General features: G+C 70.8%; 15 protein-coding genes. 6 read left to right on the top strand and 9 right to left on the bottom strand.

Annotated features, from left to right (window positions below; genetic code table 11):
* Window positions 1–6: 6 nt before the first annotated feature.
* The 4 genes from K8556_RS33670 to K8556_RS33655 all read right to left on the bottom strand — a co-directional run bounded on the left by K8556_RS33670 (window position 7) and on the right by K8556_RS33655 (window position 1980).
* The gene (locus K8556_RS33670) at window positions 7–402 is read right to left on the bottom strand and encodes a hypothetical protein (RefSeq protein WP_014398430.1); all 396 of its coding nucleotides are present in this window, start codon (window positions 400–402) and stop codon (window positions 7–9) included.
* Between the two features lie 26 nt (window positions 403–428).
* Complete coding sequence (locus tag K8556_RS33665; RefSeq protein WP_223744212.1) at window positions 429–863, bottom strand: tetratricopeptide repeat protein; 435 nt, start codon at window positions 861–863, stop codon at window positions 429–431.
* A 95-nt stretch (window positions 864–958) separates the two neighbouring features.
* The gene (locus K8556_RS33660) at window positions 959–1522 is read right to left on the bottom strand and encodes a hypothetical protein (protein WP_223744211.1); all 564 of its coding nucleotides are present in this window, start codon (window positions 1520–1522) and stop codon (window positions 959–961) included.
* 140 nt (window positions 1523–1662) lie between these two features.
* Complete coding sequence (locus K8556_RS33655; protein ID WP_306799648.1) at window positions 1663–1980, bottom strand: hypothetical protein; 318 nt, start codon at window positions 1978–1980, stop codon at window positions 1663–1665.
* Between the two features lie 246 nt (window positions 1981–2226).
* Between K8556_RS33655 and K8556_RS33650 the strand changes: the two genes are divergently transcribed.
* The 3 genes from K8556_RS33650 to K8556_RS33640 all read left to right on the top strand — a co-directional run bounded on the left by K8556_RS33650 (window position 2227) and on the right by K8556_RS33640 (window position 5775).
* Window positions 2227–2820: a hypothetical protein gene (locus tag K8556_RS33650; protein WP_223744210.1), complete on the top strand. Its 594-nt coding sequence runs from the start codon at window positions 2227–2229 to the stop codon at window positions 2818–2820.
* Between the two features lie 47 nt (window positions 2821–2867).
* Window positions 2868–4262 carry a flavin monoamine oxidase family protein gene (locus tag K8556_RS33645; protein ID WP_370640008.1) on the top strand — a complete coding sequence of 465 codons (1395 nt, stop codon included), beginning with the start codon at window positions 2868–2870 and terminating at the stop codon, window positions 4260–4262.
* Window positions 4263–4347: 85 nt separating this feature from the next.
* Window positions 4348–5775 (top strand): hypothetical protein, encoded by a 1428-nt coding sequence (locus K8556_RS33640; protein WP_223744209.1) that lies wholly within the window; start codon window positions 4348–4350, stop codon window positions 5773–5775.
* Here K8556_RS33640 and K8556_RS33635 read toward each other — a convergent pair.
* Together K8556_RS33635 and K8556_RS33630 are read right to left on the bottom strand one after the other, a co-directional pair.
* The gene (locus K8556_RS33635) at window positions 5765–6853 is read right to left on the bottom strand and encodes an EAL domain-containing protein (protein WP_223744208.1); all 1089 of its coding nucleotides are present in this window, start codon (window positions 6851–6853) and stop codon (window positions 5765–5767) included. The genes K8556_RS33640 and K8556_RS33635 overlap by 11 nt on opposite strands.
* Before the next feature lie 15 nt (window positions 6854–6868).
* The gene (locus K8556_RS33630) at window positions 6869–8320 is read right to left on the bottom strand and encodes an LVIVD repeat-containing protein (protein ID WP_223744207.1); all 1452 of its coding nucleotides are present in this window, start codon (window positions 8318–8320) and stop codon (window positions 6869–6871) included.
* Window positions 8321–8503: 183 nt separating this feature from the next.
* On the opposite strand from K8556_RS33630, the gene K8556_RS33625 reads away from it, so the two are divergent.
* A complete protein-coding gene (locus K8556_RS33625) occupies window positions 8504–12088 on the top strand; it encodes a tolB protein precursor protein (protein ID WP_223744206.1) in 3585 nt (1194 codons plus the stop codon).
* Window positions 12089–12090: 2 nt separating this feature from the next.
* Here the strand turns inward: K8556_RS33625 and K8556_RS33620 are convergent, their stop codons facing one another.
* On the bottom strand, window positions 12091–12561 hold the full coding sequence (locus K8556_RS33620) for a hypothetical protein (RefSeq protein ID WP_223744251.1): 471 nt from the start codon (window positions 12559–12561) through the stop codon (window positions 12091–12093).
* 301 nt (window positions 12562–12862) lie between these two features.
* On the opposite strand from K8556_RS33620, the gene K8556_RS33615 reads away from it, so the two are divergent.
* Complete coding sequence (locus tag K8556_RS33615) at window positions 12863–14701, top strand: CotH kinase family protein (protein WP_223744205.1); 1839 nt, start codon at window positions 12863–12865, stop codon at window positions 14699–14701.
* Between the two features lie 68 nt (window positions 14702–14769).
* The gene (locus K8556_RS33610; protein WP_223744204.1) at window positions 14770–15792 is read left to right on the top strand and encodes an NAD(P)/FAD-dependent oxidoreductase; all 1023 of its coding nucleotides are present in this window, start codon (window positions 14770–14772) and stop codon (window positions 15790–15792) included.
* Between the two features lie 82 nt (window positions 15793–15874).
* Here K8556_RS33610 and pbpC read toward each other — a convergent pair whose 3' ends face one another.
* Window positions 15875–18235, bottom strand: a complete 2361-nt coding sequence (pbpC, locus tag K8556_RS33605; RefSeq protein ID WP_223744203.1) for a penicillin-binding protein 1C — start codon at window positions 18233–18235, stop codon at window positions 15875–15877.
* A gap of 5 nt (window positions 18236–18240) precedes the next feature.
* Complete coding sequence (locus K8556_RS33600) at window positions 18241–23958, bottom strand: Ig-like domain-containing alpha-2-macroglobulin family protein (RefSeq protein ID WP_223744202.1); 5718 nt, start codon at window positions 23956–23958, stop codon at window positions 18241–18243.
* Between the last annotated feature and the right edge of the window lie 79 nt (window positions 23959–24037).

Here is a 24037-nt window from a genome sequence, read left to right as displayed (position 1 = left end):
GCGCGCTCACTCGGCCTTGGACCACAGCCGCTCGAGAACCTGGTTCAGCCGGGGATCATCCTGCAGGGCCCCGGCGATGCGGCCCGTGAGGGCAGCGGACTTCATGTTCAACTTCTCCTGGAGCACTTCCGAGACGAGCGCCTTCGTCGCCTCTTCCTTGCTCTTGAAGCCCCCGTTCTTCAGCCGCTTGGCGATGGCGAGGGCCTGCGCCGCGATCGGATCCGTTGCCTGGGGGCCCTGGACGTTGCTGGAGCCTACCAGACCCGAGGGCCCGACGAGCGATTCCGTGCGGTCCACCTTGCCGCCAAAGGACGCGCCGGAGGCACCCGACGGACCGGACGCCCCCTTCACGCCGCCCGCGCGGCCCTTCCCACCCCCACGTCCGACTCCACCGACAGCCATCGACGTACCTCCTTCCGCTTCCGCGACTACTTCTTCGGCGGAGGCAGGGCCCCCGCTTCCTTCGCCTGGATGAGCGCCTGGGCCAGCTTCGCGCCGTCGCTTTCGGGCTCCAGGTCGATGGCGGCCTTCAGCTCCTTGAGGGCCTCCGGCACCTTGCCCATGAACAGCAGGGCCTCACCGGCGTGTGCCCGGGGCAGCGAGGACAGGGGCGCGAGCCGCTGGGCGACCCGGTAGGCCGCCAGGGCCTTGTCGTGCTTGCCCTGCGCGAACTCCACGGCGCCCAGGCCGATCTGCGGCACCTCGCTCTTGGGCATGAGCGCGGCGGCGCCGGCGAAGACCTCCTTCGCCTTGTCGAAGTGACCCATGTCCAGCCACAGGTAGCCGGACTCCAGCAGGACCATGGCCGGCTGGCGCGCCAGGGGCACGAGGCTGTTGGCAATCTCCGAAGGGGTCTCCGCCATGGACGTCGCGCTTCCTTTCCTGTCGCCGGAAGCACGGAAGGCGGCCGTCGAGGGCCGCCTTCCTTGCACCGGTCAGATTCCGCTGTCCGTGAAGACTAGCGGATGTTGCCGATGGAGTTCTTGGTCGTATCGTGCCGCGACTTCATCACGTTGGAAACAGCCGTGAAGAGCTGCGACTCGTGCTGCATGGCCGACTGGAGGTTCAGCAGCTTGACGTTGTCGTCCATCATCGTCTTGAGGCTGCTGTTGTTGGTGAGCTGATCCGACACCTGGCCGCCCGAGGCGCCGCCGCCGACGCTGGTGCCCAGGCCGGTGGAGCCGCCCGTGGAGGGCAGGCCGGAGCCGCCGACGCCCGGCAGGTTGGTGGAGGGCACCGCGCCGGAGCCGGTGTTCATCACGCCGACGTACGGGCCGCCCTGCATGCCGGAGCCGGAGGCGCCGGAGAAGGTCTGCGCGGAGGAGACGGCGGCGGAGACGATGCCGGCGCCCGGAACGAAGCCCGCCACCGCGCCCACGCCCGCGCCCACGGCGCCGACGGTGCTGTTCAGGCCGTTCTGCACGCGCGCGCCGAAGCTCGTGTTCGGCGTCTGCCGAGCCGTGGTCATCTGGGTGTTCATGCGCAGGTTCGGGCCCATCATGCCGCTGTCGATCTTGCTCATTTCAGCCTCCGCGCTGGTGCCAGCGATTCGAAAAGGGGAGCCCCGGGATCATCCCTCGGCTCTTTCAATGGATTATCGGGAGAGCCAGCCGCCGGTTGCCTGCTGGTGACAAGAAATCGTCCGGTCCCCGGAAAGGCCCGTTATTTCCGGCCCTTGGACTGCTTCGACTCGGCGACGAGCTTCTCGCGGACGTCCACGAGCATGGTGAGCAGTTCCTCGGAGCGCGCGATCGCAGCCTGGGCCTTCTTGCCGATCTCCGCGCGCGGGCCCTTGAGGCCGGCGAGCCCCTCCTTGACGGGCGCGAAGAGCGCCTGGACGTCGCTGGCGGAGGCCTTCTCGATGAAGGTCTCCACGGCGGGGTACGACGGGACAGGCAGTTCCTGGGGCTGGGGCTGCGGCGCGGAGGGCCTGGCGGGCGGGGGCATCGAGGTCTCGGTCTCCTGGCGGGGAGCAGGCATGCGGCCAGCCTCCGCTCTTTCCCCAGCACGCTAGGTGAATCCGGAAGCGGCTTCAAGCACCCCACCCGGCGGCCGGAGCGCCGGATGTCGCTTCCGGACCACGTCCCATGGGCCGGGGGCCGAACAGGCATTCACGCGGTCTCCTCCCCCCGACCTGTTCCCCACTCCCACCACCCCTAGCTTTTTCCCAACGGGGGGGCCCGGTGGCGCCGCCCCGTCCCACTCACATCATCCGGGAGAGATTCCATGAAGAAGCTCATTGGGGTTTTCGCGTCCGTTGCGCTGCTGGGTTCGGGTGTGGCGTTTGCCCAGGACAGCACGACGCAGCAGGGCTCGCAGCAGCCGTCAACGTCGTCGGGCAGCATGCAGGGCTCCTCCGGGAGCACGGGCAGCTCGGACGCCATGGGCGGCTCGGGGTCGTCGTCCTCGCAATCCATGGGTTCTTCGAGCATGACGGGCTCGAACGAGCTGACGGGCAAGGTCGTCAAGAGCGAGAGCAAGAAGGTCTACGTCAGCAGCGCCAGCGGCGCGGTGGTGCCGCTGGACATCGACAGCAAGACGCAGTTCACCGACCCGAGCATGAAGAACGCCAAGAGCCTGAAGGAGGGCCAGGAGATCCGCGCCAGCTTCCAGGTGAAGGACGAGAAGAACATGGCGACCAGCATCTCGCCGAGCTCGGGCACGGGCGGCTCGGGCTCCGACGTGATGTCGCCGGACTCGTCCATCAACGAGGGCAAGGGCGGCTCGGGCATGGATGACAAGAACCAGGGCAACGATTCCTCCATGAACCCGGACACGGGCTCCAGCACGGGTTCCAGCAGCTCGCCGAAGACCTACTAGCACCGCGTCTCCCCTCCCCTGTTCCTCTCCCGCATGGGAGGGGAACCGTGGCTCGCGGCCCCCGCTCGTCGGTGGGCCGCGAGCGGCTTTCCCTGATGGGCGGAAGCAGGAGCGGCATGGACCACGAGGCGGATGTCGTCATCCTGGGGGCCGGTGCCGCGGGGCTCGCCGCCGCTGAACGATTGATGCGCAAGGGCCTGCGGGTCATCGTGCTGGAGGCTCGCGACCGCGTGGGCGGCCGCGTGGCGACGCTCCGGGACACGATGGCGGAGGTGCCCCTGGAGCTGGGGGCCGAGTTCATCCATGGCAAGCCCGGCGGGCTGCTGAGACGCGCCCACCGGGCGGGATTGACGGTGAGCCCCTGCAACGACAGGCACGCGCTCCTGTGGCGCGGGAAGCTGGGTGACGGGGAGGATGCCTTCGCGTTCCAGGAGCCCCTGATGTCCGCGAAGGGACCGGACCGCCCCATGGCCGACTGGTTGGAGGAGCAGGCGCACATCCACCGGTGGTCACCCGTCGTGTGCGCGATGGCGCGCTCGTATGTCCGGGGCTTCTACGCCGCGGATCCGGAGGTCGCGAGCACGCTCGCCATCGCGCGCATGGAGCGCACCGCGGACGCATCCGGGGGCACGACGCCCTCGCGTGTGCTGGAGGGGTATGACCGCGTGCCGCACGCGATGGCCGCGAAGCTGCTCGCGAAGCCGGACACGCTGTTCCTCAACGCCGTGGCCGAGGAGGTGCGCTGGAGACCGGGCTCGGTCCTCGTGCGGGCTCGGACCCGGCAGGGCACTCCGCTCGGGACGTTCCGGGGGGCGCACGCGGTGGTGACGCTTCCCTTGGGTGTGTTGCAGGCGAAGCCGCCCGCCCCGGGGGCCGTGCGCTTCGTGCCTCGCGTCCGGGAGCAGGAGCGGGCCTGGGGCCGATTGGCGATGGGCTCCCTGGTGAAGATCTTCCTGCGCTTCCGCACGGCGTTCTGGCGGGAGCAGGAGGCCACCGCGCGCTTCGGCTTCTTCCACGCGCCGGCTTCCGCGTTCCCCACCTGGTGGACGCTGTCGCCCCACCGGCGCACCCGGCACCTGGTGGGCTGGAGTGGAGGCCCCGCCGCCGCGTCGCTGTCCCGTTCGAGCGAGCGGGTGGTGTTGGGACGCGCGCTCCAGGGGCTGTCCCAGCTCTTCCATGTCTCCGTGCGGGAGCTGAACGCGCGGCTGGAGGCGTGGCACGTGCAGGACTGGCAGGCAGAGCCCTACACGCGCGGGGGCTACGCGGTCATCCCTTCTGGCGCGATGGACGCTGTCGCGGCGCTCGCGCGGCCCGTGGGCCGGACGCTCTTCTTCGCTGGCGAGGCGACGCACGCGGGCGGTGATGAGGGCACGGTGCATGGCGCGCTCGAGACGGGACGGCGCGCGGCGGACGAGCTGCTGGACCGGCGCTCGAAGGCCTGAGCCCTTTGCGTCCTCCTGGCGGAGGAGCGGGCGGAGGGGCGCTGGCGGTGATGTGGAAGCGTTCGCGCGTGGACATCTTCGAGGCATGCGCCTCTGGATCGCCATCGTCGCGGGATTGAGCATGGGGCAGTCGTACGACGTGGAGCCGCTGCCTCCGGAAGATCCTTCCGTCAGGGACCCCGCCGCCGCCGCGTTGCAGGATGCCTATGAGAAGGCCGCGGATGACCGGGATGGTGCGCGGCCTCCCCAGGGCTACGTCATGCAGGCCCCGTTGGATTTGACCGAGGGCAGCTACTATTCGCTGACGCCCCTGATGTCCGACGGCCAACCGCCGGCCACTTCGGGCGAGGTCGCGGTCCAGGAGGCCCAGACGTATGTGCCGCCGCCCATCCCCACGGTCTTCGCGCAGGAGCCCGCTCCTGGTGAGTCGACGGAGACGGAGGCCGCGCAGCCCCAGACGGGCACGGGAGGCGCTGGAACCGCGGGGAGTTCGACGGAGCAACCCACCACGGGTCCGGGGGCGGCGCCGACCACGGGTGGAGCGGCCGCGGGGCAGCCCACCACGGGGGCGGGTGCCGCGGGGACTGCGCCAGCGTCCGGTACCACCGAAGCGAACGCCCCTGGCTTCGGCGGCGGCTACGACACGGGCGCGACCTCTTCGACCGCTCCGAGCAATGTCGCTCCAGGTGGCACGGGGGAGGCACCGCTGGATACGTCACGCGTGACGGTGCAGGAGCCGGGGACCGCGACCGGTGGCGCGGGGACGGCCGGCACGACGGAGACTGGGACCACCGCGACGGGTGGCGCGGGGGCGGCCGGCGCGACGGAGACTGGATCCACCACGCAGTCTGCGACGGGTAGCTCCGGTGCGGCGGCCACGACAGGAACCGGATCCGCCACTCAGCCCTCGACGGGTGGCACCGGTGCGGCTGGCACGACGGTACCGGCGCAGGCGCCTTCGGGTCAGACGACGCAGGCGCCCCAGGGCGCGCAGGGGCAGGCTCAGACGGCTCAGGACGTCGCGGTCAACGAGGAGGTGACGCGTCTGCGCCAGCGCGTCGCGGACCTGGAGCAGGAGATGGAAGCCCGCGACGCTCGCGCCACCGAGCGCACCCAATCCGTGCAGACCCAGGTGGACACCCACGAGCAGCGCGCCTACGAGGCCGAGCGCGCCCGGCAGCAGCGGCTGGCTCGCATCCAGTCCGGTGGCCAGTGGATGCTCGCGGCGGATCAGGCGCTGGAACAGGGCGAACTCAACGTCGACAACGCACTGGATATCGCCGACGAGGACTTCGCCGTCGTTCGCCAGAGCGCTTCGACCTACGGACAGGGCGGCGTCGTGGTCCAGGCCGAGCGCATCCGCGCGCAGATCGCCTTCGCCCGGGATGCCGCCAACCGCCGGGACATCTACGCCGCGCGCCTCGCCCTCCAGACCGCGGGCGAGGAGCTGCGACTGGCGCGCGCCGCCAGCCTGGAGCGCTCGGGCTCGTCCAACACCCTGCTCAATCCGTGAGGCGTGGGGTGGTGCTCGCCGGCGCGCTCGCGGGCTTCGCGATGAGGTAGCCCTGCACGAAGTCCACCCCGTGCCGGCGCACCCAGGACAGCTCCTCGGGCGTCTCGATGCCCTCGGCCACCGTCTGGATGCCGAGCTGCCGGGCGATCTCCAGCAGCTTCTGCACGATGGACGCCTTGTAGGGGTCCTCGTGGACGCCCCGCACCAGCTCCATGTCCAGCTTCATGAACTCCGGCCGGAGCTGGTGGATGAGGTTCAGCGACGAGTAGCCCGCCCCCAGGTCGTCCAGCGCCACCTTGAAGCCCGCCGCGCGGTAGAAGTCCACGATGGCGCGCAGGTGCGCCGCGTTCGCGGCCCGGTCGGATTCGATGATCTCGAAGACGACGATCGACTCCGGGATGCCCGACTCGCGGATGGCCGCCACCGTGGAGCGCAGGCAGAAGGCCGGGTCGTAGATGGCCGTGGGCGTGAAGTTGATGAACAGGTGCGTGCGCAGTTGGTGCCGCACCGCCTCGCGGATGGCCGTGGTGCGCGCGGACAGGTCCAACTGGAACAGCAGGTCCGCCTCGCGCGCCGTGTCGAACAGCCGGTTCGGGGGCACCAACGCCCCGTCCCGGTCGCGGCCCCGCACGAGCGCCTCGTGCGCGAAGATGCGCGAGGTGTCCTGCGCGTGGACGATGGGCTGGAAGAAGCTGGTGAGCCGCGACTCCGCCAGCATGTCCACCAGCCACCCTGACTGATGCAGCGTGGTGAGCCGCTGCAGGGAGTCCACGCGCGGGAAGTCCGCCATGCCGGGCTCGCCGTCACCCTCGATGAAGAGGGCGCGCGTGCCCCGCACCTCCTCCGCCGTCAGCACGTTGGGGAGGCTCGCGGAGAGCTTCCGCAGGCCGCCCTCCCCCATCCCCACCACGACACACTGAGCGTCGGTGCGCAGTTGGAAGGTGCCCCCTGAGTCACGCAGGTGGGCCACCAGCTTGCCCAGGCTGTGGCCCAGCGGCGGCCACAGGAAGAGACGCCCCGGTGCGTCCGGCGACTCGGGCAGGGTCTGACAGCGGCCGCATCCGTTCATCAGGGTCATGAGACAGCCTTGGCGTCACGGGGTGTGGCGGAAGATGAGCAGCCCGCGCGTCGTGTCCCACCCATACACCAGCCCGTCCGCGACATGAACGCCCTGAAGGCCGTCGAAGTAGCTCTTGCCCCGGCCCGCGTCCGTCTCGTTCCAGGTGTTGAAGTACCCGGCGGCCTTCGGCGTGCCCAGCGTGGAAACGTCATACACCCGCAGGCCGTCCTGGTAGTTGGCCACGTAGAGCGTGGTGCCCGACAGCGCCATGCCGCCCAGCGTCGCCTCGGGCCGCAGCGGCAGCTCGCCGCGCTGCACGATGGACACCGGGTTCGTGGCGTCCAGCGCCAGGAGGGAGGAGCCCCACGCGTCCGAGCCCTGGTAGACGACCGTGGAGTCCCCCAGCCTCCCCACCGCCAGGGCGCTGGTGGAGGGCCCGGCGAAGCGGCCCAGGAGCTTGGGCAGCTTCGTCGCCGTCGCCAGGGGCGCGAGGTCCGTCACCGTCACGCCGTAGCTCCAGTTGCTCACGTACAGGCGGTTGTCCTGCACCGCCAGGGCGTAGGGGTACTCGCTCAGGTCGGGCGAGGCGCCCTCCACCGTGTAGCGCACCACGAGCGTCGGCGCGGACGGCTGGGTCACGTCCAGGATGACGATGTCCGACTTGGGCAGCGGCGAGGCCACGTAGAGCAGGTTGCCGTCCTTCGCCATGCTGTCCACGCGCACCGACACGTCCGCCAGCACCGACGTGTCGCAGGTGAGGCGCTCCGGTTTGGTCAGGTCGCAGATGCGGATGCCCGACGCGTAGGTGCCCAGGTAGAGCGTCGTGCCGCTGACGAGCGCGCTGGTGAACGTCACCGAGGGGAGCTTGAGCTCGGACACCAGCGCCGGGTGCGCGGGGTCCTTCACGTCGTAGACGAACACGCCCTCGCTGCCCGCGATGACGTAGGCGTAGCCGTTCGCGGCCACCACGCCGTTGGCGGCGCCGCGGGGCAGCACGCCCTGGCCCAGCAGCTCCACGCGGTCGGACTCGGCCTCGCCCTCGCGACGCACGACGCGCCGGGCGGTGAAGGTGCCCTGGCTCACCGTCGCGCCGTTGCCGCACACCCGCACCACCCCCAGCACCTCGCCCGGGCCTGAGGCCTTGCAGCCGGCGAACGCGTAGCGCACCGTCGAGCCCGCCGCGCTGCCCGCCACGTCGCTGGCCAGGTAGAAGGTGTCCGGGGTGACTTGCTTCGTCGTCATCGCCAGGCCGATGAGGAGCGGCTCACCGGGCGAGAAACGGATGGTCGACGGGGCCGAGTAGCCGTCGTTCAGGTTGATGTTGGCGTTCCAGATGCCTTCCGCCTGAACGGCACTCAACGTCGACCTGTCACAACCGGTCAGGTCGATGGCTTCAAGCTGACACTCGGCCTTGTTGGCGGAACTGTCCTTGCCACAACCGATGGCGAGGAGCGCGGTAGCGGCGACGAGAGAGAGACGATTCATTCCCCCCTCCATACCGGGCCATCCCGACCGCCGCCAAGTCCCCCGGCGCACGCCGAGGCGGAAGCGCCGGGACGTCCACCGCAACGCAAAGAAACAAAAGGACCGCTTGTGCGTTTCCGGTGGGAGAGGGAGCCTTCCTCCAGGCCCCTGATAGCCTGTCTCCTCGCCGTACCGAGGTGCTTTTTGAACCCCCGTCCGCACGTGATCGCCGTGCTGCTGGCCCTGCTCCTGCCGGAGCTCGCGCTGGCCCAGGTCTTCGTCGTTCCCCGCCGCGCGGGGAAGACACCCGTGAACAGCTACGAGTTCGAGTGGCGCCACGTCGACATCCTCGTGGGCCCCGCCGCGACCGGGCTGGCGAAGCCCCCGGACAACACCGCGCATCAGAACCCGCCCGGCGTGCAGGGCGGACCCAATCCGCAGGCGCCCACCACGTCCGACCGGACCGGAGACAGCCAGTCCCCCGTGGACGGCGCGGAGGTCACCCCTTCCGGCAACGTGTCCTCGCAGCCGCCGACGGATCGCATGCCGCCGACCGACGGCATCTCGCTCGACATGGGCGCGTCCGACGCCGGCGCGCCCCCGACCGTCACGGGCCTTGCCGACGGCGGCATCCCGCCCCCGGGCGTGGTGGCGCTGGCGGACGGCGGCACCGTGGGTGACGCGGGCGTGCTCGCGGGCACCCCGGGCGCGGACGGCGGCACGGTGTTCTCCGGCGCGCCGCTGATGCTGGGCAGCTCCGACGCCGGCTTCAAGTACACCTACGCGAAGGACCTGGGCGCGAAGACGGGCGGCGTGCGCTTCTACTTCTACGAGCGCGAGCGCGAGGTGGCCGAGCGGGCCGCGCCCATCATCGAGGAGGCGTACCGGTACCTGGTGGATCAGTTCAAGTACGTGCCCACGGAGACGTTCCCGTACATCCTCTACAGCAGCTACGCGGAGTTCCTCCAGACGAACGTGTTCGCGGTCTCCGAGGGCACGCTGGGCGTCACCTCCACGGAGGACCTGAAGCTGTCCCTGCCGTACCTGGGCGACCACCACCTCTTCGAGGAGGTCAGCACGCACGAGCTGGCGCACCAGTTCACCATCCAGAAGGTGCGCACCGTGGCCGAGCAGGCCAAGACGTTCGGCGACCCGCTGGGCGGCTATCCGCTGTGGTTCATCGAAGGCCTGGCGGAGTTCTACGCCAAGCGCGGCCTGGACCCCGAGGCGGAGATGATGGTGCGGGACCTGCTGGTGAACCCGGACCTGATGAAGGGCTATGCCTTCCTCGACTTCTTCTCCCCCGGGCCGTACGGCTACCTGTGGATCTACAAGGTCGGTCAGGCGCGCGTGGCGTTCCTGGAGGACGAGTACGGCGCGGGCATCACCCAGCGGCTCCTGGAGGAGGCGCCCCGGCTGGTGGGCGGCTCGCGCGACTCCCCGTCGCTCAAGTTCGAGGAGCTGCTGGAGCGGCTGACGGGGGATGACCCCAAGCGCATCTCCGCGCGGTTCGAGAACTGGCTCAAGCGCCGGGCGTTCAAGACGTACCTGGACTCGTCGCAGACGGCGCCCGCGCTGGACTCGCTGGGCGAGACGCCGGGAATCGTGACGGCGATGGCCAGCGGTCCGGACGGCACCGTGCTGGCCCTGCGCACCATCATCCCGGAGACGGGCGAGAGCCGGCTGTACCTCACGGATCCGCGCACGCCGGGCAAGACGGTGAAGGTGGCGGGTGACGGCGTGCCGGGCGTGGAGTCCCTGCACCCGGTGTCTGGCCGCAACTTCGCGCTGACCAAGGACAAGCTCGCGTTCGTGGCGGAGCGCACCGGGCGCGACGTGCTGTACGTGCAGGACTACGTGCACATCTCCGAGAAGCGGTCCACGGACGTGCTGGTGCGGCGGTCCGCCGTGCGCACGGGCATTGGCACGGAGGTGGGCCTCAACGTGAAGCTGGAGACGGGCGACCGGCGCGCGTACCGCGTCGACAAGCAGGGCGTGCTGGCCATCTACTCGCCGGCCTTCTCCCCGGACGGGCGCTACGTCGCGTTCATCGGCATCAACGACGCGGGCCTGCGCGACCTGTACCTGGTGGACCTCACGCAGGGCGAGGACGCGAAGATCCGCAAGCTCACCGACGACGTCTTCGCGGAGCGCCAGGTCACCTGGGGCCCGTCCGGCATCATCTACACGTCCGACGCGACGTCGCACCGCAAGTACAACCTCTTCCGCATCAAGCCGGACGCGCCGGTGGGCCAGGCCGAGCGCCTCACCAGCGAGGACCGCGACGAGGCGGATCCGCTGGCGCTGCCGGACGGCCGCCTGTTCTTCGTGGCCTACAACAAGAGCAGCTCGGATCTGCACGAGCGGCTGGCGGACGGCCGCATCGTGCGGCGCACCGACCTGACGACGGGCGTCTTCGAGCCGGGCCCCGGCCCCGACGGCGGCCTGTGGATGCTCTTCCACATGAGCGGCGAGCGGAAGCCGTCCCTGCTGCGTCCGCCGCGCATGCTGTCGCTGGAGAGCCCGAAGGAGCCGGTGGCGGATCCGCCCTCACCGCTGGCGCTCAAGCCGCTCACCGACGCGCAGGCCTACCGGCCCTTCACGCGGGAGAACATCGAGCTGGGGCCCATCTTCGGCTTCGCGGGCGCGGGCGGTGGCGGCTTCGTGGGCCAGGTGTTCGCGTCCGCGTCGGACCGGCTGCGCGACCACCAGATGGTGCTGACGCTGGCGGTGTACGGCTCCTTCGAGTTGACGGACGGCCTGCTGCTCTACGTCAACGACGAGAAGCGCACGACATGGGGCGGCGGTCTGTTCCAGTCGCTGCGCTTCCGCGTGGACAAGACGTTCGACTACCTGCCGCCGGAGCAGCGGCCGTTCTTCGTGTCGTCGGAGCGCTACTTCGGCGCGCTGGGCAGCCTGCGCTACCCGCTGAGCACCTTCTTCTACCTCCAGGGCGACCTGAGCATCGGCGGCACGAAGTACTTCCTGGATGACTTCAGCGAGTTCTACCTGGCGTTCCCGGAGCGCAACGAGTCGAACACGGAGCTGCTGTCCGTGTGGCGCGCGGACAACCAGCACATCCGCTTCCAGACGGAGCTGAGCGGGCGCGTCGGCTACGACAGCATCAAGTACCACTACGCGACGGGGCCGCTGTCCGGCAGCTCCGTGCTGCTGGAGGCCACCGCCGGAGTGCAGCCCTTCGACGGGCAGGCGTACGGCAACCTGCGCCTGGACGCGGAGCGGTACTTCCCCATCTACGGCCGCACCAACTTCTTCGCGCGCCTGGGCGCGGGCACCACGGTGGGCGGCCGCTACGCGCGCTCCTACTACCTGTCCAGCTTCGACACCCTGCGCGGCGTGAACTTCGGCGACGAGCGGTGGCTGCTGGGCCAGCACTTCGTCTACTCCACGCTGGAGGCGCAGTTGCCGCTCAACGACATCATCCGGGTGGCCTTCCTGAGCGACCTGGAGGCCATCGCCGCGGTGGACGCGGGCGGCGTGGGCGACGGCGCGAGGGACCTCTGGGACCACCGCGTGCTCAACGCCGTCGTCGGCTTCAACCTGTCGCTGGGGCCCCTGCTGTTGCGCCTGCACTTCGCGCGGCCCTTCGACATCAACGCCGCCGAGGGCAAGCCGGACGAGGGCTGGGTGACGAACTTCTCCATCGGCGTCGCCGGCCTCAACGGCTTCTTCGACACCAAGGGCGACCGCAGGCCGGGCTCGCCCACGCCGGGCCCCGCGCTGATGCCCGCGCTGGGCGGCGGCTACACCACGCCCATGGTGCACTGAGGTCACGACTGCGCGGCGACGAGGGCGGCGTTGGCGCGAGCCAGCGGCCCCCCGTCGTTGGGGATTCGCTCGAAGTCCCCGCGCAGGGCCTTGATGGCGAACTTCTCCAGGTCGATCTCCCGGCGGGTGCGAACGCCCAGCGCCCGCACCAGCACGGACAGGGGCCCGAAGCCGGTGAGGCCGTGCTGGAGGAGCAGGGCCAGGGTGACGCCGCCGAGCACGCGCCAGCCCCGGCCGGACTTGCGGCCCAGCAGCAGGCCACCGAGCGCCAGCCCGGAGACGCCCACGACCAGGGTCCGGTGCACGTCCCACTCGTGCTCCAGCTTTTCGAGGTACCGGCTCATCTCCGAGCGGTCCCCATGCTCCGCCATGAAGCGGACACACGACTCCACGTGGACGTCGATGCGCCGGTTCATCGTGGAAGGCGCATGGGCGCGCACGGCATCGGTCGAGGTCTGGTTCCAGGACTCCATCATCACTCCCTTGTCGGACTCGGGCCGTCCTCCAGCCTGCTCCTGGAAAGCTAGGTCCGCCGGTCGTGTCCGTGCACAGCGCGGCGTCCCGTGGCTGTTGCCCGGCTGCCCGCCCCGGAGGTGATGACGGCTGCCTCCCCTGTTCCGGAGGGCAGGCGAGCATTCCGGGGAGGGAAAGGGTTTTCCATCCACTGGGCACTCCGGACCCCATGCGTCGCCCCAGGGGCCTTCCTGGCGGGTGATGCGCAGTTCCTTCCGCCTTCCAGGCAGGGAGGCATGGGCCTTGCTCTGGGGTCGGACGATGATGCGCCTACGACTTCTGATCAGCCTCTCGATGCTGCTGGCCGCCTGCGGCGCCGGAACATCGAACCCCGATGACCCACAGCCCTCCGTGACCGACCCCGGCATCACGGACCCGAGCACGCCGGACTCCGGTGCTCCCGACGCGGGCTCCGTGGACGCGGGCACCCCGGATGCCGGGGCTTCCGACGGCGGCGCGGTGGACGCGGGCACCGACCCCGGGGATGGCGGGAGCGCGGACGCGGGGACGGATCCGCAGCCCGTTCCGGAGGTGGAGCGGCCCTTCACGCTGCCGAAGCTCCAGGCGACGGTGCCGGAGTACGCGCTGGTCATGCCTCCGGAGACGCTGGAGCAGTTCATGAAGGACCCGCTGACCGGGGAGCAGGACGCGACGTTCCAGGCGAACGGCAAGACGTTCCCGGTGAAGGTGCGGCTGCGCGGGGCCTCCGCGCGCTACTTCGACAAGAAGAGCTGGAACGTCAGCTTCGCGGACAAGGACACGTTCGAGGGCCGCACGTCGCTCAACCTCATCGCCGAGTACGCCGACGCGTCGATGATCGCGGAGAAGATCTCCTACGACCTGCTGGCGGCGATGCGGGTGCCGGCGTCGAAGGCGACGTTCGTGCGGCTCTCCGTGAACGGCCGGTACGAGGGCGTGTTCCTGGAGGTGGAGCAGGTCAACAAGGCCTTCGTCAAGGCGAGGCAGTTCCCGGACGACGACGCGACCATCTACCGCGCGGGCTGGAAGGACACGGAGTTCAAGACGTGGAAGGTGCCCTACCAGGGCGACTGGGTGAAGAAGACGAACGAGAGCGAGCCCGACGACGCGCTGTGGGAGGTGCTGGACGTCATCAACCACACGCCGGAGCCGCAGTTGGTGGCCGCGCTGGAGAAGAACCTGGAGATCGAATCCTACGTGCGCTCCATGGTGTTGGACGCGCTGATGTCCAACAACTACGTGGAGGACTCCGAGAGCTACTTCATGCACGACGACATCACCGGGCGCTGGCGCTACGTGCCGTGGGACCTGAACAACGTCGATGCGCGCTGGTGGTACACGAACACGGTGGAGGACCAGTCCGTCTCCACGAACAACATGAAGCACCCGCTGTTCAACTTCACGCTGCTGGATGGCTGGGTGGAGAAGATGTACCAGCAGCGCAAGCTGGAACAGGGGAGCTACCCGGGCTACCTGCCGACCTTCTCCAACATGGGCACGCGGGTGGTGCTGAACCCCGTCCTTCGCGCCCGCCTGGAGGCGCGGCTGGACAAGGCGCTGGCCGAGGTCTTCGTCTCGAAGGTGATGGACCCGTACATCGACCAGCTCCATGAGTTGATCGACGCGTCCATGAAGACCGACCCGTACATGGACTACGCGAAGTTCAGCGCGGGCAAGGCGTACATGAAGCGCTTCGTGAAGTTCCGCCGTGAGTTCGTGATGGCGGAGGTGAAGCGGCTGAAGGCGGCGAAGTCCACGCTGGTGCTGGAGGCGTTCGACCCGCGCGAGGGCTGGGTGGAGGTGGCCAACCACGGCACGCAGGCGGTGTCGCTCCAGGGCATGACGCTGACCACGAACCTGCGGGTGAGCCTGGCGGGCGGCGACTACGCGCCGACCATCGTGAAGGCCCCCATGGGCGCGGTGCTGGGCAACACGACGGTGGCTCCGGGCCAGACGGTGCGGCTCACGGCCGGCTCGCTGGGCATCACCTTCCCCGCCAAGGGCGAGGTGGGCCTGTTCAACGGCGCGTCGGTGGTGGGCATGAAGGACGCCCTGTTCTACGGCGAGCTGCCCGCGGGCAAGCGCTACGTCCGCGGCGAGGAGGGCTGGGAGGTGCGCTGAGTCGACGCGCGGACATCGAGGGATGAGCAGGCGTGCGGGGCGGGCAGGTCCGGGTTAGCACCTGGACCATGCCCGCCTCTCGCGTTCTGGATGAGTTGCTGCCCCGTCGCTCCGGTCCCCTGCCCCGCGTGGCCGTCATTGGCGCGGGCCTGTCGGGGCTCGTGCTCGCGCGGGTGCTGACGGGGGCGGGCTTCGGCGTGCGGGTGCTGGACAAGGGGCGCGGGCCAGGAGGACGGCTGTCCACGCGGAGGAGCGCGGAGGGGGGCGCGTTCGACCACGGGGCGCAGTACTTCACCGCGAGGGATCCGCTCTTCCAGGCGCTGGTGGAGGCGTGGGTGGCGGAGGGCGTGGCGGCGGAGTGGCGCGGGCGCATCGGGACGCTGACGCGGGGGACGGTGACGCCCGCGAAGGAGGCCGTGCGGTACGTGGGCGTGCCGGGGATGAGCGCGGTGGCGAAGGCGCTGGCGGACGGGTTGGACGTGCGCACCGGGGTGCGGGTGGAGCGCGTGGCGCGCGAGGGCCAAGCGTGGCGGCTGACGTCGGAGACGGGCGAGGACCTGGGGCTCGCGGAGGTGGTGGTGGCCGCGGTGCCCGCACCACAGGCGGTGCCGCTGCTGGCGGGTGCGCCCGCGCTGGCGGCCCGGGCGGGGACCGCGCGGATGGCTCCGTGCTGGGCCGTGATGGCCCGGTTCGACGCGCCGGTGGCGGTGGAGCTGGATGGCGCGTTCGTGGAGGACTCGCCGCTGTCGTGGGTGGCTCGGGACGCGAGCAAGCCGGGGCGGGCCGCGGGTGAGCGCTGGGTGCTTCACGCGTCGCCGGAGTTCAGCGCGGCGCACCTGGAAGAGGCGCCGGAGGCGATGGCCCCGAGGCTCGTGGAGGCGTTTGGGGAGGCCCTGGGCCGGGACGTGCGCGCAGTGGAGGCCGTGGCGCACCGGTGGCGCTTCGCGATGCCCTCACCTCCGCTGGATGCCTCCGCGCTGTACGACGCGGCGCTGGGCCTGGGCGCTTGTGGCGACTGGTGCGCGGGTCCCCGTTTGGAGGGCGCGTTCCTCAGCGGCGTCGCGCTGGCGAGGCGAATCGCTGAACGCTGAAGCCTGCCTCCGCTCGCGCACACCAGCGTGCCGCGAGCACGGGGGCGGTGTTCATGCGAGGCGGTTCGCCGCGTCCTGAGTCCTACTGCCGCTCGCGCACCACCAGCGTGCGGCGAGCGGTGAGGCCCCGGTCGTCGGTGACGAGGATGTCGTGCGTGCCCACGCTCGGCTTCCACCACAGGCGCTCCGCGGCCTTCGCTGTTCCCAGGACGGCGCCGTCCACGAACCACGTCAGCTCACGGTCGTGCGCGGCCTCCGCCTCCAGGGGGATCTTCTGCTCCTCCGTGCTCATGCCTGGGATGAGCAGCGCCACCTGCCCTTCCGGTGGCGAGAGGATGGTCGGCGTGTCGCGCTCGCCTCCCGCGACGCAGCCGGGCGCCAGGGGCGGCGGTTCGGGCAACTGACGCTGCTGCTCCGCGAGCCACCGGCGCAGGCTGGAGGGCCAGGTCAGGTACACGCGCGACTCCGTCTTGCGCCCATCCCTGCATCCCGGCCCCACCGCCAGACCGGACGCCACGTCCACCTCCACGCGGTGGTGGTACGGACACGGTGTCGTCGGCACCGCTGTGCGCACCGCGTCCACCCGCTTGCGCTGCGTGCACGCGTCCGTGGGCAGGTGCCCCGAGTACGCGCACACCTCCACGCTCACCAGGTCCTTCGGCGGCGCGGTGTCCTCCTCCTGCACCGCCGTGCCTCTCGGGCCGATGCCCTCCAGGATGTCGAACAGCAGCGGAGCCGCGTTCTCCGCCCCCACCAGGTGCACGCTCGACGAGTGGTCGAAGTTGCCCAGCCACACCACCGCCGTGTGCTTCGGACCGGAGCCCGCCGCCCACGCATCCCGGTTGCCGAAGCTCGTGCCCGTCTTCCAGTGCGCCCGCGCCGGCAACCCCGTGAGCCGCCGCCGCTCCGGGAAGTCCGGCCGATCCCTCAACGCCAAGGCCTGCCGCGTCAGCCACGCCGCTCCCGGCGACACCAACGCCTGGGCCTTCTTCGGCGCCGTGTCCTGCTCCAGCACCCGCAGCGGCCGCACCTGCCCATCCCCCGCCAGCGCCAGATACACGCCCGTCAACTCCAGCGGGGTCAGCTCCAGGCCGCCCACCGCCGCGGACAGGCCGTAGTGCCCCGGCCGCGGATCCAGGCTGGTGACCCCCGCCTGCCGCAGGGAGCCCAGGAAGCCCTCCACGCCCAGCCGCTCCAAGAGCCTCACGAACGGCAGGTTGAGCGACTGCGACAGCGCGGACTCCATCCGCACCAGCCCCAGGAACCGCCCATCGAAGTTGCGCGGCTGGTAGCCGCCGTACGCCACCGGAATGTCCGGCACCAGCGTCTCCGGCCCCACCAGTCCCTGATCAATCCCCAGCGCATACAAGAGCGGCTTGAGCGCCGACCCCGGCGAGCGCGCCGTGGCGAAGCCGATGATCTGCCCGCCGTGCTTCTCATCGAAGAAGTCGAAGTTCCCCACCAGCGCGCGCACCTCGCCCGTCTCCCGGTCCGCCACCACCGCAGCGCCGTTGTGGATGCCCTGCCGATCCAACCGCCGGGCCGCCTCTCCCAGCGTGCGCTCCACGAAGCGCTGCGTGCCCGCGTCCAGCGTCGTCGCCAGCCACGTCTCCCCGGGCCGCTGCGCCTTGAGCCACACCGCCGCGTGCGGCGCCTCCCTTGGAAACGGCGTGAGCACGTCCGGCACCGCCGTCGCCCGCACCTCCGCCAGCGCCACGTCGGACGCGACGCCCTCCACGGCCAGCCCCCCGGACTCCAGGAGCCTCCGGGCGATGTCATCCCGGGCCGAGCGCAGCCGCTCCCGGTTCTCCGGCGACGGGAAGCGCCGGTTCGGGTTCTGCGGCACCGCCAGCAGCGTGGCGATCTCCGCCGGGCTCAGGTGCTGGGCGGTGTGCCCGAAGTACGCGAGCGCCGCCGCCTCCACGCCCTCCACGTTGCGCCCGTAGGGCACGAACTGGAGATACGCCTCCAGCACCTGCTGCTTGGACAACCTCGCCTCCAACTGGGCGGCGCGGAACGACTCGATCACCTTCGAGGTGAACGTGCGGGGACGGGGCTCCAGCACGCGCACCAACTGCATCGTCAACGTGGACGCCCCCGACACCCGCCGCCCCCGGCTCAGGTTGAGCCCGAGGGCGCGCAGGGCCGCGAGCGGATCCACGCCCGGGTGCTGGAAGAACCGCTTGTCCTCCAGCGCCAGCAGGGCGCGGACATAGGCCCGGTCGACGCGGTCCTTCGGCGCGGGGATGCGCCACCGCTCGTCCGGGGCGAGGAAGACGTACGCGGGCGACCCGTCCCGGTACGCCATCACCACCGAGGGGGGCGCCGCCAACCGCTCCGGCAGCGGCACCCACCAGGCCGCCGCGAGGCCCGCGCCCAACAGCACGAGCCCCGCCAGCGCCACCCCCGCCCACCTCTTCACGTTGAGACGCACGCGACGCATGGGGCCTAGAGCAGGTCGTCCTTCCAGGGACCCGTCACCTGCACCGTGCCCGCGGACTCACGGGCCCAGATGGAGGAGTCGTACATCGCCTCGGCCTCCGCGGACGGCAGGGTGAAGCTGCCCGCCGTCACCGCGCGCACCGCGTAGACGAGCTTCTTCGTCTCGTGGGCCTGCAGCGTGCCGAACGCCTCCATGCGGTCATCGCGCACGTTCACGTAGTCGGCGGCCCAGAGCGAATCCGCGTCCACCCAGTCCACGCTGCCGCCGCGCCCCAGGCGGGCATTTTCAATCTCCCAGCCCGCCGGCAGCCGGTCCACCAGCGCGATGTTCTGCACGCGCTCGGCCCGGGTGTTGGTCACCTCCAGCTCCACGTAGATGAGGTCCGCCAGCTTCACCGGCTGGGCCTTCAGGTCCAGCGCGGTGCCGTCCAGCGAGCGCCAGGTGCGCTTGAGCGTCAGCCCCTCTCCTCCCACCTTCACCTCGGGCGTGGTGCGCACGCCCTCGCTGTTGAGGATGAGGTACACGCTGCCGCCGCCCTTCTCCTTCAGGTCCAGCGACATGCTGGCGCGCTCGCTGGCGCGGGCCAGGGCCCACGTGCGGTCCGACACGCGCGCGTCCTTCTCCGCGACGGGCGTCACCGTCTTGCCCGCCACCGTGAGCGTGGGCGGCGAGAAGCTGGTCGCCGTGCCCTGCAGCCGCTTGCCCAGGCCGGTGATGCCCCAGACCAGCTCCTGCGTCGAGTAGTACGCCGACGTGCGGGTCGACAGCGCCGTCGCCACCATGCGCGCCAGGGGCTCGCCCTCCGGCGCGTCGCCGAAGAGGTCCTGGAAGGTGCTGAGCATCATCCCGCGCCGGCGCCTGTCCGAATAGAACGACCAACTGTTCTTGCGCTCATCGGTGACGGTGGACACGTCCGGAGTGCGCAGCTCCTTCTCGTAGCGGCGGTCGCCGGACAGCCACAGCGCGGCCTTGAGCAGGTACAGGTCCTCCTGGTCCTCGCCGTTGAGCGCGGCCTTCTTCGCCGCCGTCTCCAGCGCGCTCACCATCGCCTGCGCCCGCGCCTTGCGCCCCTTGCCCGCCACCGCGAGCACGTAGTGCATGTACGCCTCCGAGTGCTGGCCGTAATGGTCGTCCTGCCCCAGGCGGCCCTCCTTGCGGGTCAGCTCGTCCCCCATCCACGCGAGCGCGCTCTCCACGCGGTCGTCCGGCACCGGGTACTTCAGCTTGCGCGCGTCCAGCAGCATGTGCGTCGCGTACGCCGTGCCCCAGGCCACCGGCTCCGTCTGGCCCGGCCAGTACGCGAAGCCACCCGAGGCCGTCTGCATGGACAGCACCCGGTTGATGCCCGACTGCACCATGTCCTCCACCTTCGCCGTGGAGACCAGCGTCGGATCCACGCGATCCACCAACTGGCTCACGAACAAGAGCGGACGGGTGGAGGACGTCGTCTGCTCGATGCAGCCGTACGGGTAGCGCACCAGGTACGAGAGGTGCTGGAGCGACTTCGCGTACGGGTTGTTCGTCACCCAGACGTTGGTGCGCTCCGTGGTGGGCACCCAGCCGGCGAGCAGCGGCTTCAGGTCCGTGGTGCCCTGCGCCAGCTCCACCTGCTGGATGCGCCGCTCCCGGGGTCCGGCGGGAGACAGCGGCACGTCCAACTGCTCGCGCGACGTGTAGCCACCGCCCTCCACCGTCACCACCAGCCGCGCCGCGCCCACCGACTGCACCGCGCGGCCCTGGAAGACGAAGGTGCGGGACTTGCCGTCCTCCAGCTTCGCGCGGCCCTCGCTCTTGCCCTTGAGCTCCAGCGGCGAGCCCAGGCCCTCCGGCATCGCGAGCCCCGGCACCGCCAGCGCCTCCGCGGACAGCGACACCTTCACGTCCTGCGCCTTGCCGGACAGGTTGGTGACGAAGACCGGGATTTGAATCTCGTCGTTCTGGGAGAGGAAGCGCGGCAGCGTCGTCTGGAGCACCAGCGGGTCGCGCACCAGCACCTGCGCGCTGGCCCGGCCGATGCGCTTCGCTCCCGCCGTCACCACCATCACCCGCACCGCGCCCCGGTACTGAGGCAGCTTGAAGGGCACCTTCAGCTTGCCGTTGGCGGGCACCTCCACCACGCCGCTCCACAGGGCCACGGGCTTCACCGGCTGCACGCGGCCGTCCGCGCCGCCCTCGTCACCACCGGTGGAGCTGGAGTTGCCGCCGGGCGGCACCAGCAGCGCCCAGCCCACGGTCTCGTAGGTCTGGATGCCCAGCGCGCGCCGCGTGAAGATCTCCTTCAGCGGATCCGGGCTCTGGAAGCGCGTGAGGGACAGGATGCCCTCGTCCACCACCGCCACGGTGGCGAAGGTGGGGCCCTCCACGCCCTCCACCGCGACGTCCACGGTGAGGGTGTCGTTGCTCTTCACCTCCTTGGGCACCGTCAGCGAGACGGCCTGGGTGAAGTCCACCGGCTCCAGCGCGATGCTGCCCACGCCGAAGGCGCGGTCGGGCATGAACGCCTGGGCGGATTCCAGGTGCGGGTCCTTCACCAGGAACGCGCTCACGTACACGTTGGGCGCGTACTCGGACGGCGTGAACGACCAGGACACCTCGCCGGGCTCCACCTGCTTCCACGCGGTGGTGAGCACGCGGTCGGTCTCCACGGTGAAGAGCACGCGGCCCCGGTAGGGCGCCTTCAGCTTCACGGTGAGGGCCTCGCCCACCCTGCCCTTCGCGGGCAGCGAGATATCCAGCGCCGTGGGCTTCAGCGGCCGCGGCGTCTGGTCCACGCGCGAGCCCTCGCCCCACCAGTAGTAGCGGCCCTCGCCTTCGATGGCGAGGTCCGTCTGGGTGTTGCCCGCGCGAGCGCGCACGAGGTAGCCCGCGCCGTCACGGCCCGGCAGCACCGTCGCGGTGAAGCGGCCGTTCTCCACCTTCGCCGTCGCCTCACCCTCGCGCTGCGGGCGCAGGTAGCGCTGGTAGCGCTCGTAGCCGGACTCCTCGTCGTAGTAGTAGCCGTAGTTCTCCTCGAGCAACTGGTACTCCAACCGCACCGTCTTCGGCGCCTTGTCGCCGGTGAGGGGCTGGCCGTCCCAGTCCACCACCACGCCGGTCAGCGTGAAGGGCGTGGCCGCCTTCACCTTCTGCGTGTTGGCCTGGAGGCCCAGGTAGTACGCCTCCGGGTGCACGGGCACCGTGGCCTCGCCGATGGTGGAGCGGCCGCTGCCGGACTCGAAGACGCTGGCCACCGCGGACAGCCGCGCCGCGCCCTTCATGGGGCCGGACGCCGCCTGCGCCGGGCAGTTGAGGAGCGCCTGCCCCTTCGCGTCGAGCGTGCCCTTCACCTGGCCCAGCGTGACGGGCCGGGGCGTGGTGCCGTCCTGCCGCCAGACGCCGTAGGTGTACTGGGCGTTCTGCCTGGGCTTGAAGGGCACGGACTCCAGCCGGCACGTCATCTCCACCGGGCTGCCCTCCGCGGAGCCGCCGAAGAGGTACGCGGCCTCCACGCCCACGGGGATCTCCGTGCCCTGCACGTAGCCCGGCGCGGTGGTGCTGGCCGTCACCTTCATGCGCTCCGGGACGAACTCCTCCACGTTCACCGCGTAGGAGGCCAGGTCGCGGTCCGCCACCTTGAGGCGCACCCAGTAGTGGCCCGTGTCCTGGAACGCCGCGAACGCCTGGTCGAAGGCCACGAGCCCCGCCGCGTTCGTCTTCAGCGTCAGCTTGCGGATTTCACGCTCGCGCGGGTCGATGACGCGCACCTCCACCGGCATGCCCACCGGCGGCGCCAGGTTGTCCTGGCCGCGCAGCACCGCGGCCACGTGCGCGGTGTCACCGGGGCGGTACACGCCGCGGTCGGACCAGAGGGAGGCGCGGTACGGCTGCTCGGCGCGGTACGGCTCGCCCTGCACGTCCGAGTTGGCGATCTCCGTCTTCAGCTCGTCGTACTTGAGGTACGTCAGCTCGTCGCCCTTGCGCGCCACCAGCGCGAACGGGGCGCTGTCGTCCACGCCGGGCGCGGGGACCTTGAGCTGGCAGCCCGCCTCGCCCTGCGTGGTGCAGCGGGCCACGGTCTGCCCGCTCTTCTTCACCAGCGTCACCTCCACGCCGAACAGGGGCTCCGTGCTCTCCAGGCCCAGGGCCCAGACCCACACCTCGCCGGAGTCCTTGGAGCCCACGGCGGGACCGCCGCGCTTGGCCACGAGGCTCAGGTCCGTGAGCAGGATGCGGGCGGCGGCCTTGTAGTCGCCGCGCTCGGCCAGGATCTCCACCAGGCCGCGCGTGTTCGCGGGCACCAGCGACGCCACGTCGATGTACGTGGTGAGCAGCGCGTCCGGCGTGGACTTGAGCGGCACCGCCTTGCGCACCAGCACGTTGCTCGTCCGCTCGTCCGCGCTCTCCGAGTAGTCGCTGCCCATCCAGAAGACGAGGTTCTCCGGCGGCACGTTGCGCACCGTGAGCGTCACCTCCTCCAGGTTGAGGTGCTGCAGGGGCAGGTTGCGCCACGCGCTGCGCGGCAGGTAGCGGCCGTTGGCGTTGAAGCGCACCTGGGACTGGCGCGCGGGCACGGAGAAGCCGCGCGACCAGGCGCCCATGAGCGTGCCGCCGCCCACGGACAGCGTGCCCTCCGCGAGTGAGAGCGTGTGCGGGCCGCGCTTGAAGTCACCGAAGATGCGGAAGCCGCGCCGCGACGGGGCCACGGTGAACTTCACCTTGGGCTTGAAGCGGATGGCGTCCTGGGCCACCGCGTCGCTCAAGCTGCAGCCCTTGTTGTCGTCGTCGTAGTAGTACGAGTCCCACTGCTCGTCCGTGGGGCTCGCCGGGGCGTCCGCCGCCACGTCGCGGCAGCTCACCTCGTAGAAGTAGCCGCTGGAGCCCTCCTGGAGGCTCACGTAGGTGATGTCCAGGCGCTTGCCGCCGTTCACCACGAAGTTGCCGGTGGCCGCGGGCGCCTGCACGGTGGAGGCGCCACCCACCGGCGTCAGCCCCTCACGCAGGGAGAACTGCACCGTCGCGCCGGGCTTGAGCTTGGGGTGGGTGAGCGCCACGGACAGGGAGCTGCGTGTGTCCGCGCGGGTGCTCCACTTCACGTCGCTGATGACGGCGTCGCCCACGCGGAAGCTGGTGCGGGAGCGCACCGCGGCCAGGTCCACCGGGCCGGAGAAGTCCACGTTCGCCTCCACGCGGCCCTTCGGCAGGTCCATGCGCGTGGGGTAGATCTGGGAGAACTTGAAGGCGTAGGTCGTGAAGTTGTAGCGCCACTCGCGCGCGGACGACGGCTTGATGACGCCCGCGTCGGTGTTCACCGCGTCCACGGACACCGTGTACGTCGTGCCGGCGGCGAAGCCGGTGGACGGCGTGAAGAGCAGCGACGAGGGGCCCGTCCAGCGCAGGCTGCCCGGGACCTCCGGAGACACCGTGATGACGCTGCCTTCGACGCTCTCGTAGCGCGGGCGCACCGGCAGCGCGAACTCGATGACGACGCCGGTGGGCAGCGCGTTCTCGCTGGCCAGCTCGTGGATGACGGGCGTGAGCTTCGCGGCCTGCACGGGCGCGGGGGCGGTGGACGGGGACGTCGCGGTGGCGGCGGGCGCCTCGGTGGACGCGGGGGTGGCGGGCGGCGTCTTCGCGGGCTCCTGCTTGCAGCCGGCGGCGAGCGCGCCCACGAGTAACGCCGGCAGGAGCCAGCGGGCACGGGGCGTGCGCGCGGCCTTCGGCGGGACTGCGGACTGCGGGGACATGTTTCCTCCAGGGGGTGGCGGCGGGACCGATTTCATGCCGCGTGCCGCGCGTGGTGCCCCCGGAGGCGCACGGGAAGTG

The organism is Corallococcus sp. AS-1-12 (assembly GCF_020036995.1).
GTDB lineage: Bacteria > Myxococcota > Myxococcia > Myxococcales > Myxococcaceae > Corallococcus.
This window is presented reverse-complemented; position numbering and strand designations above follow the sequence as displayed.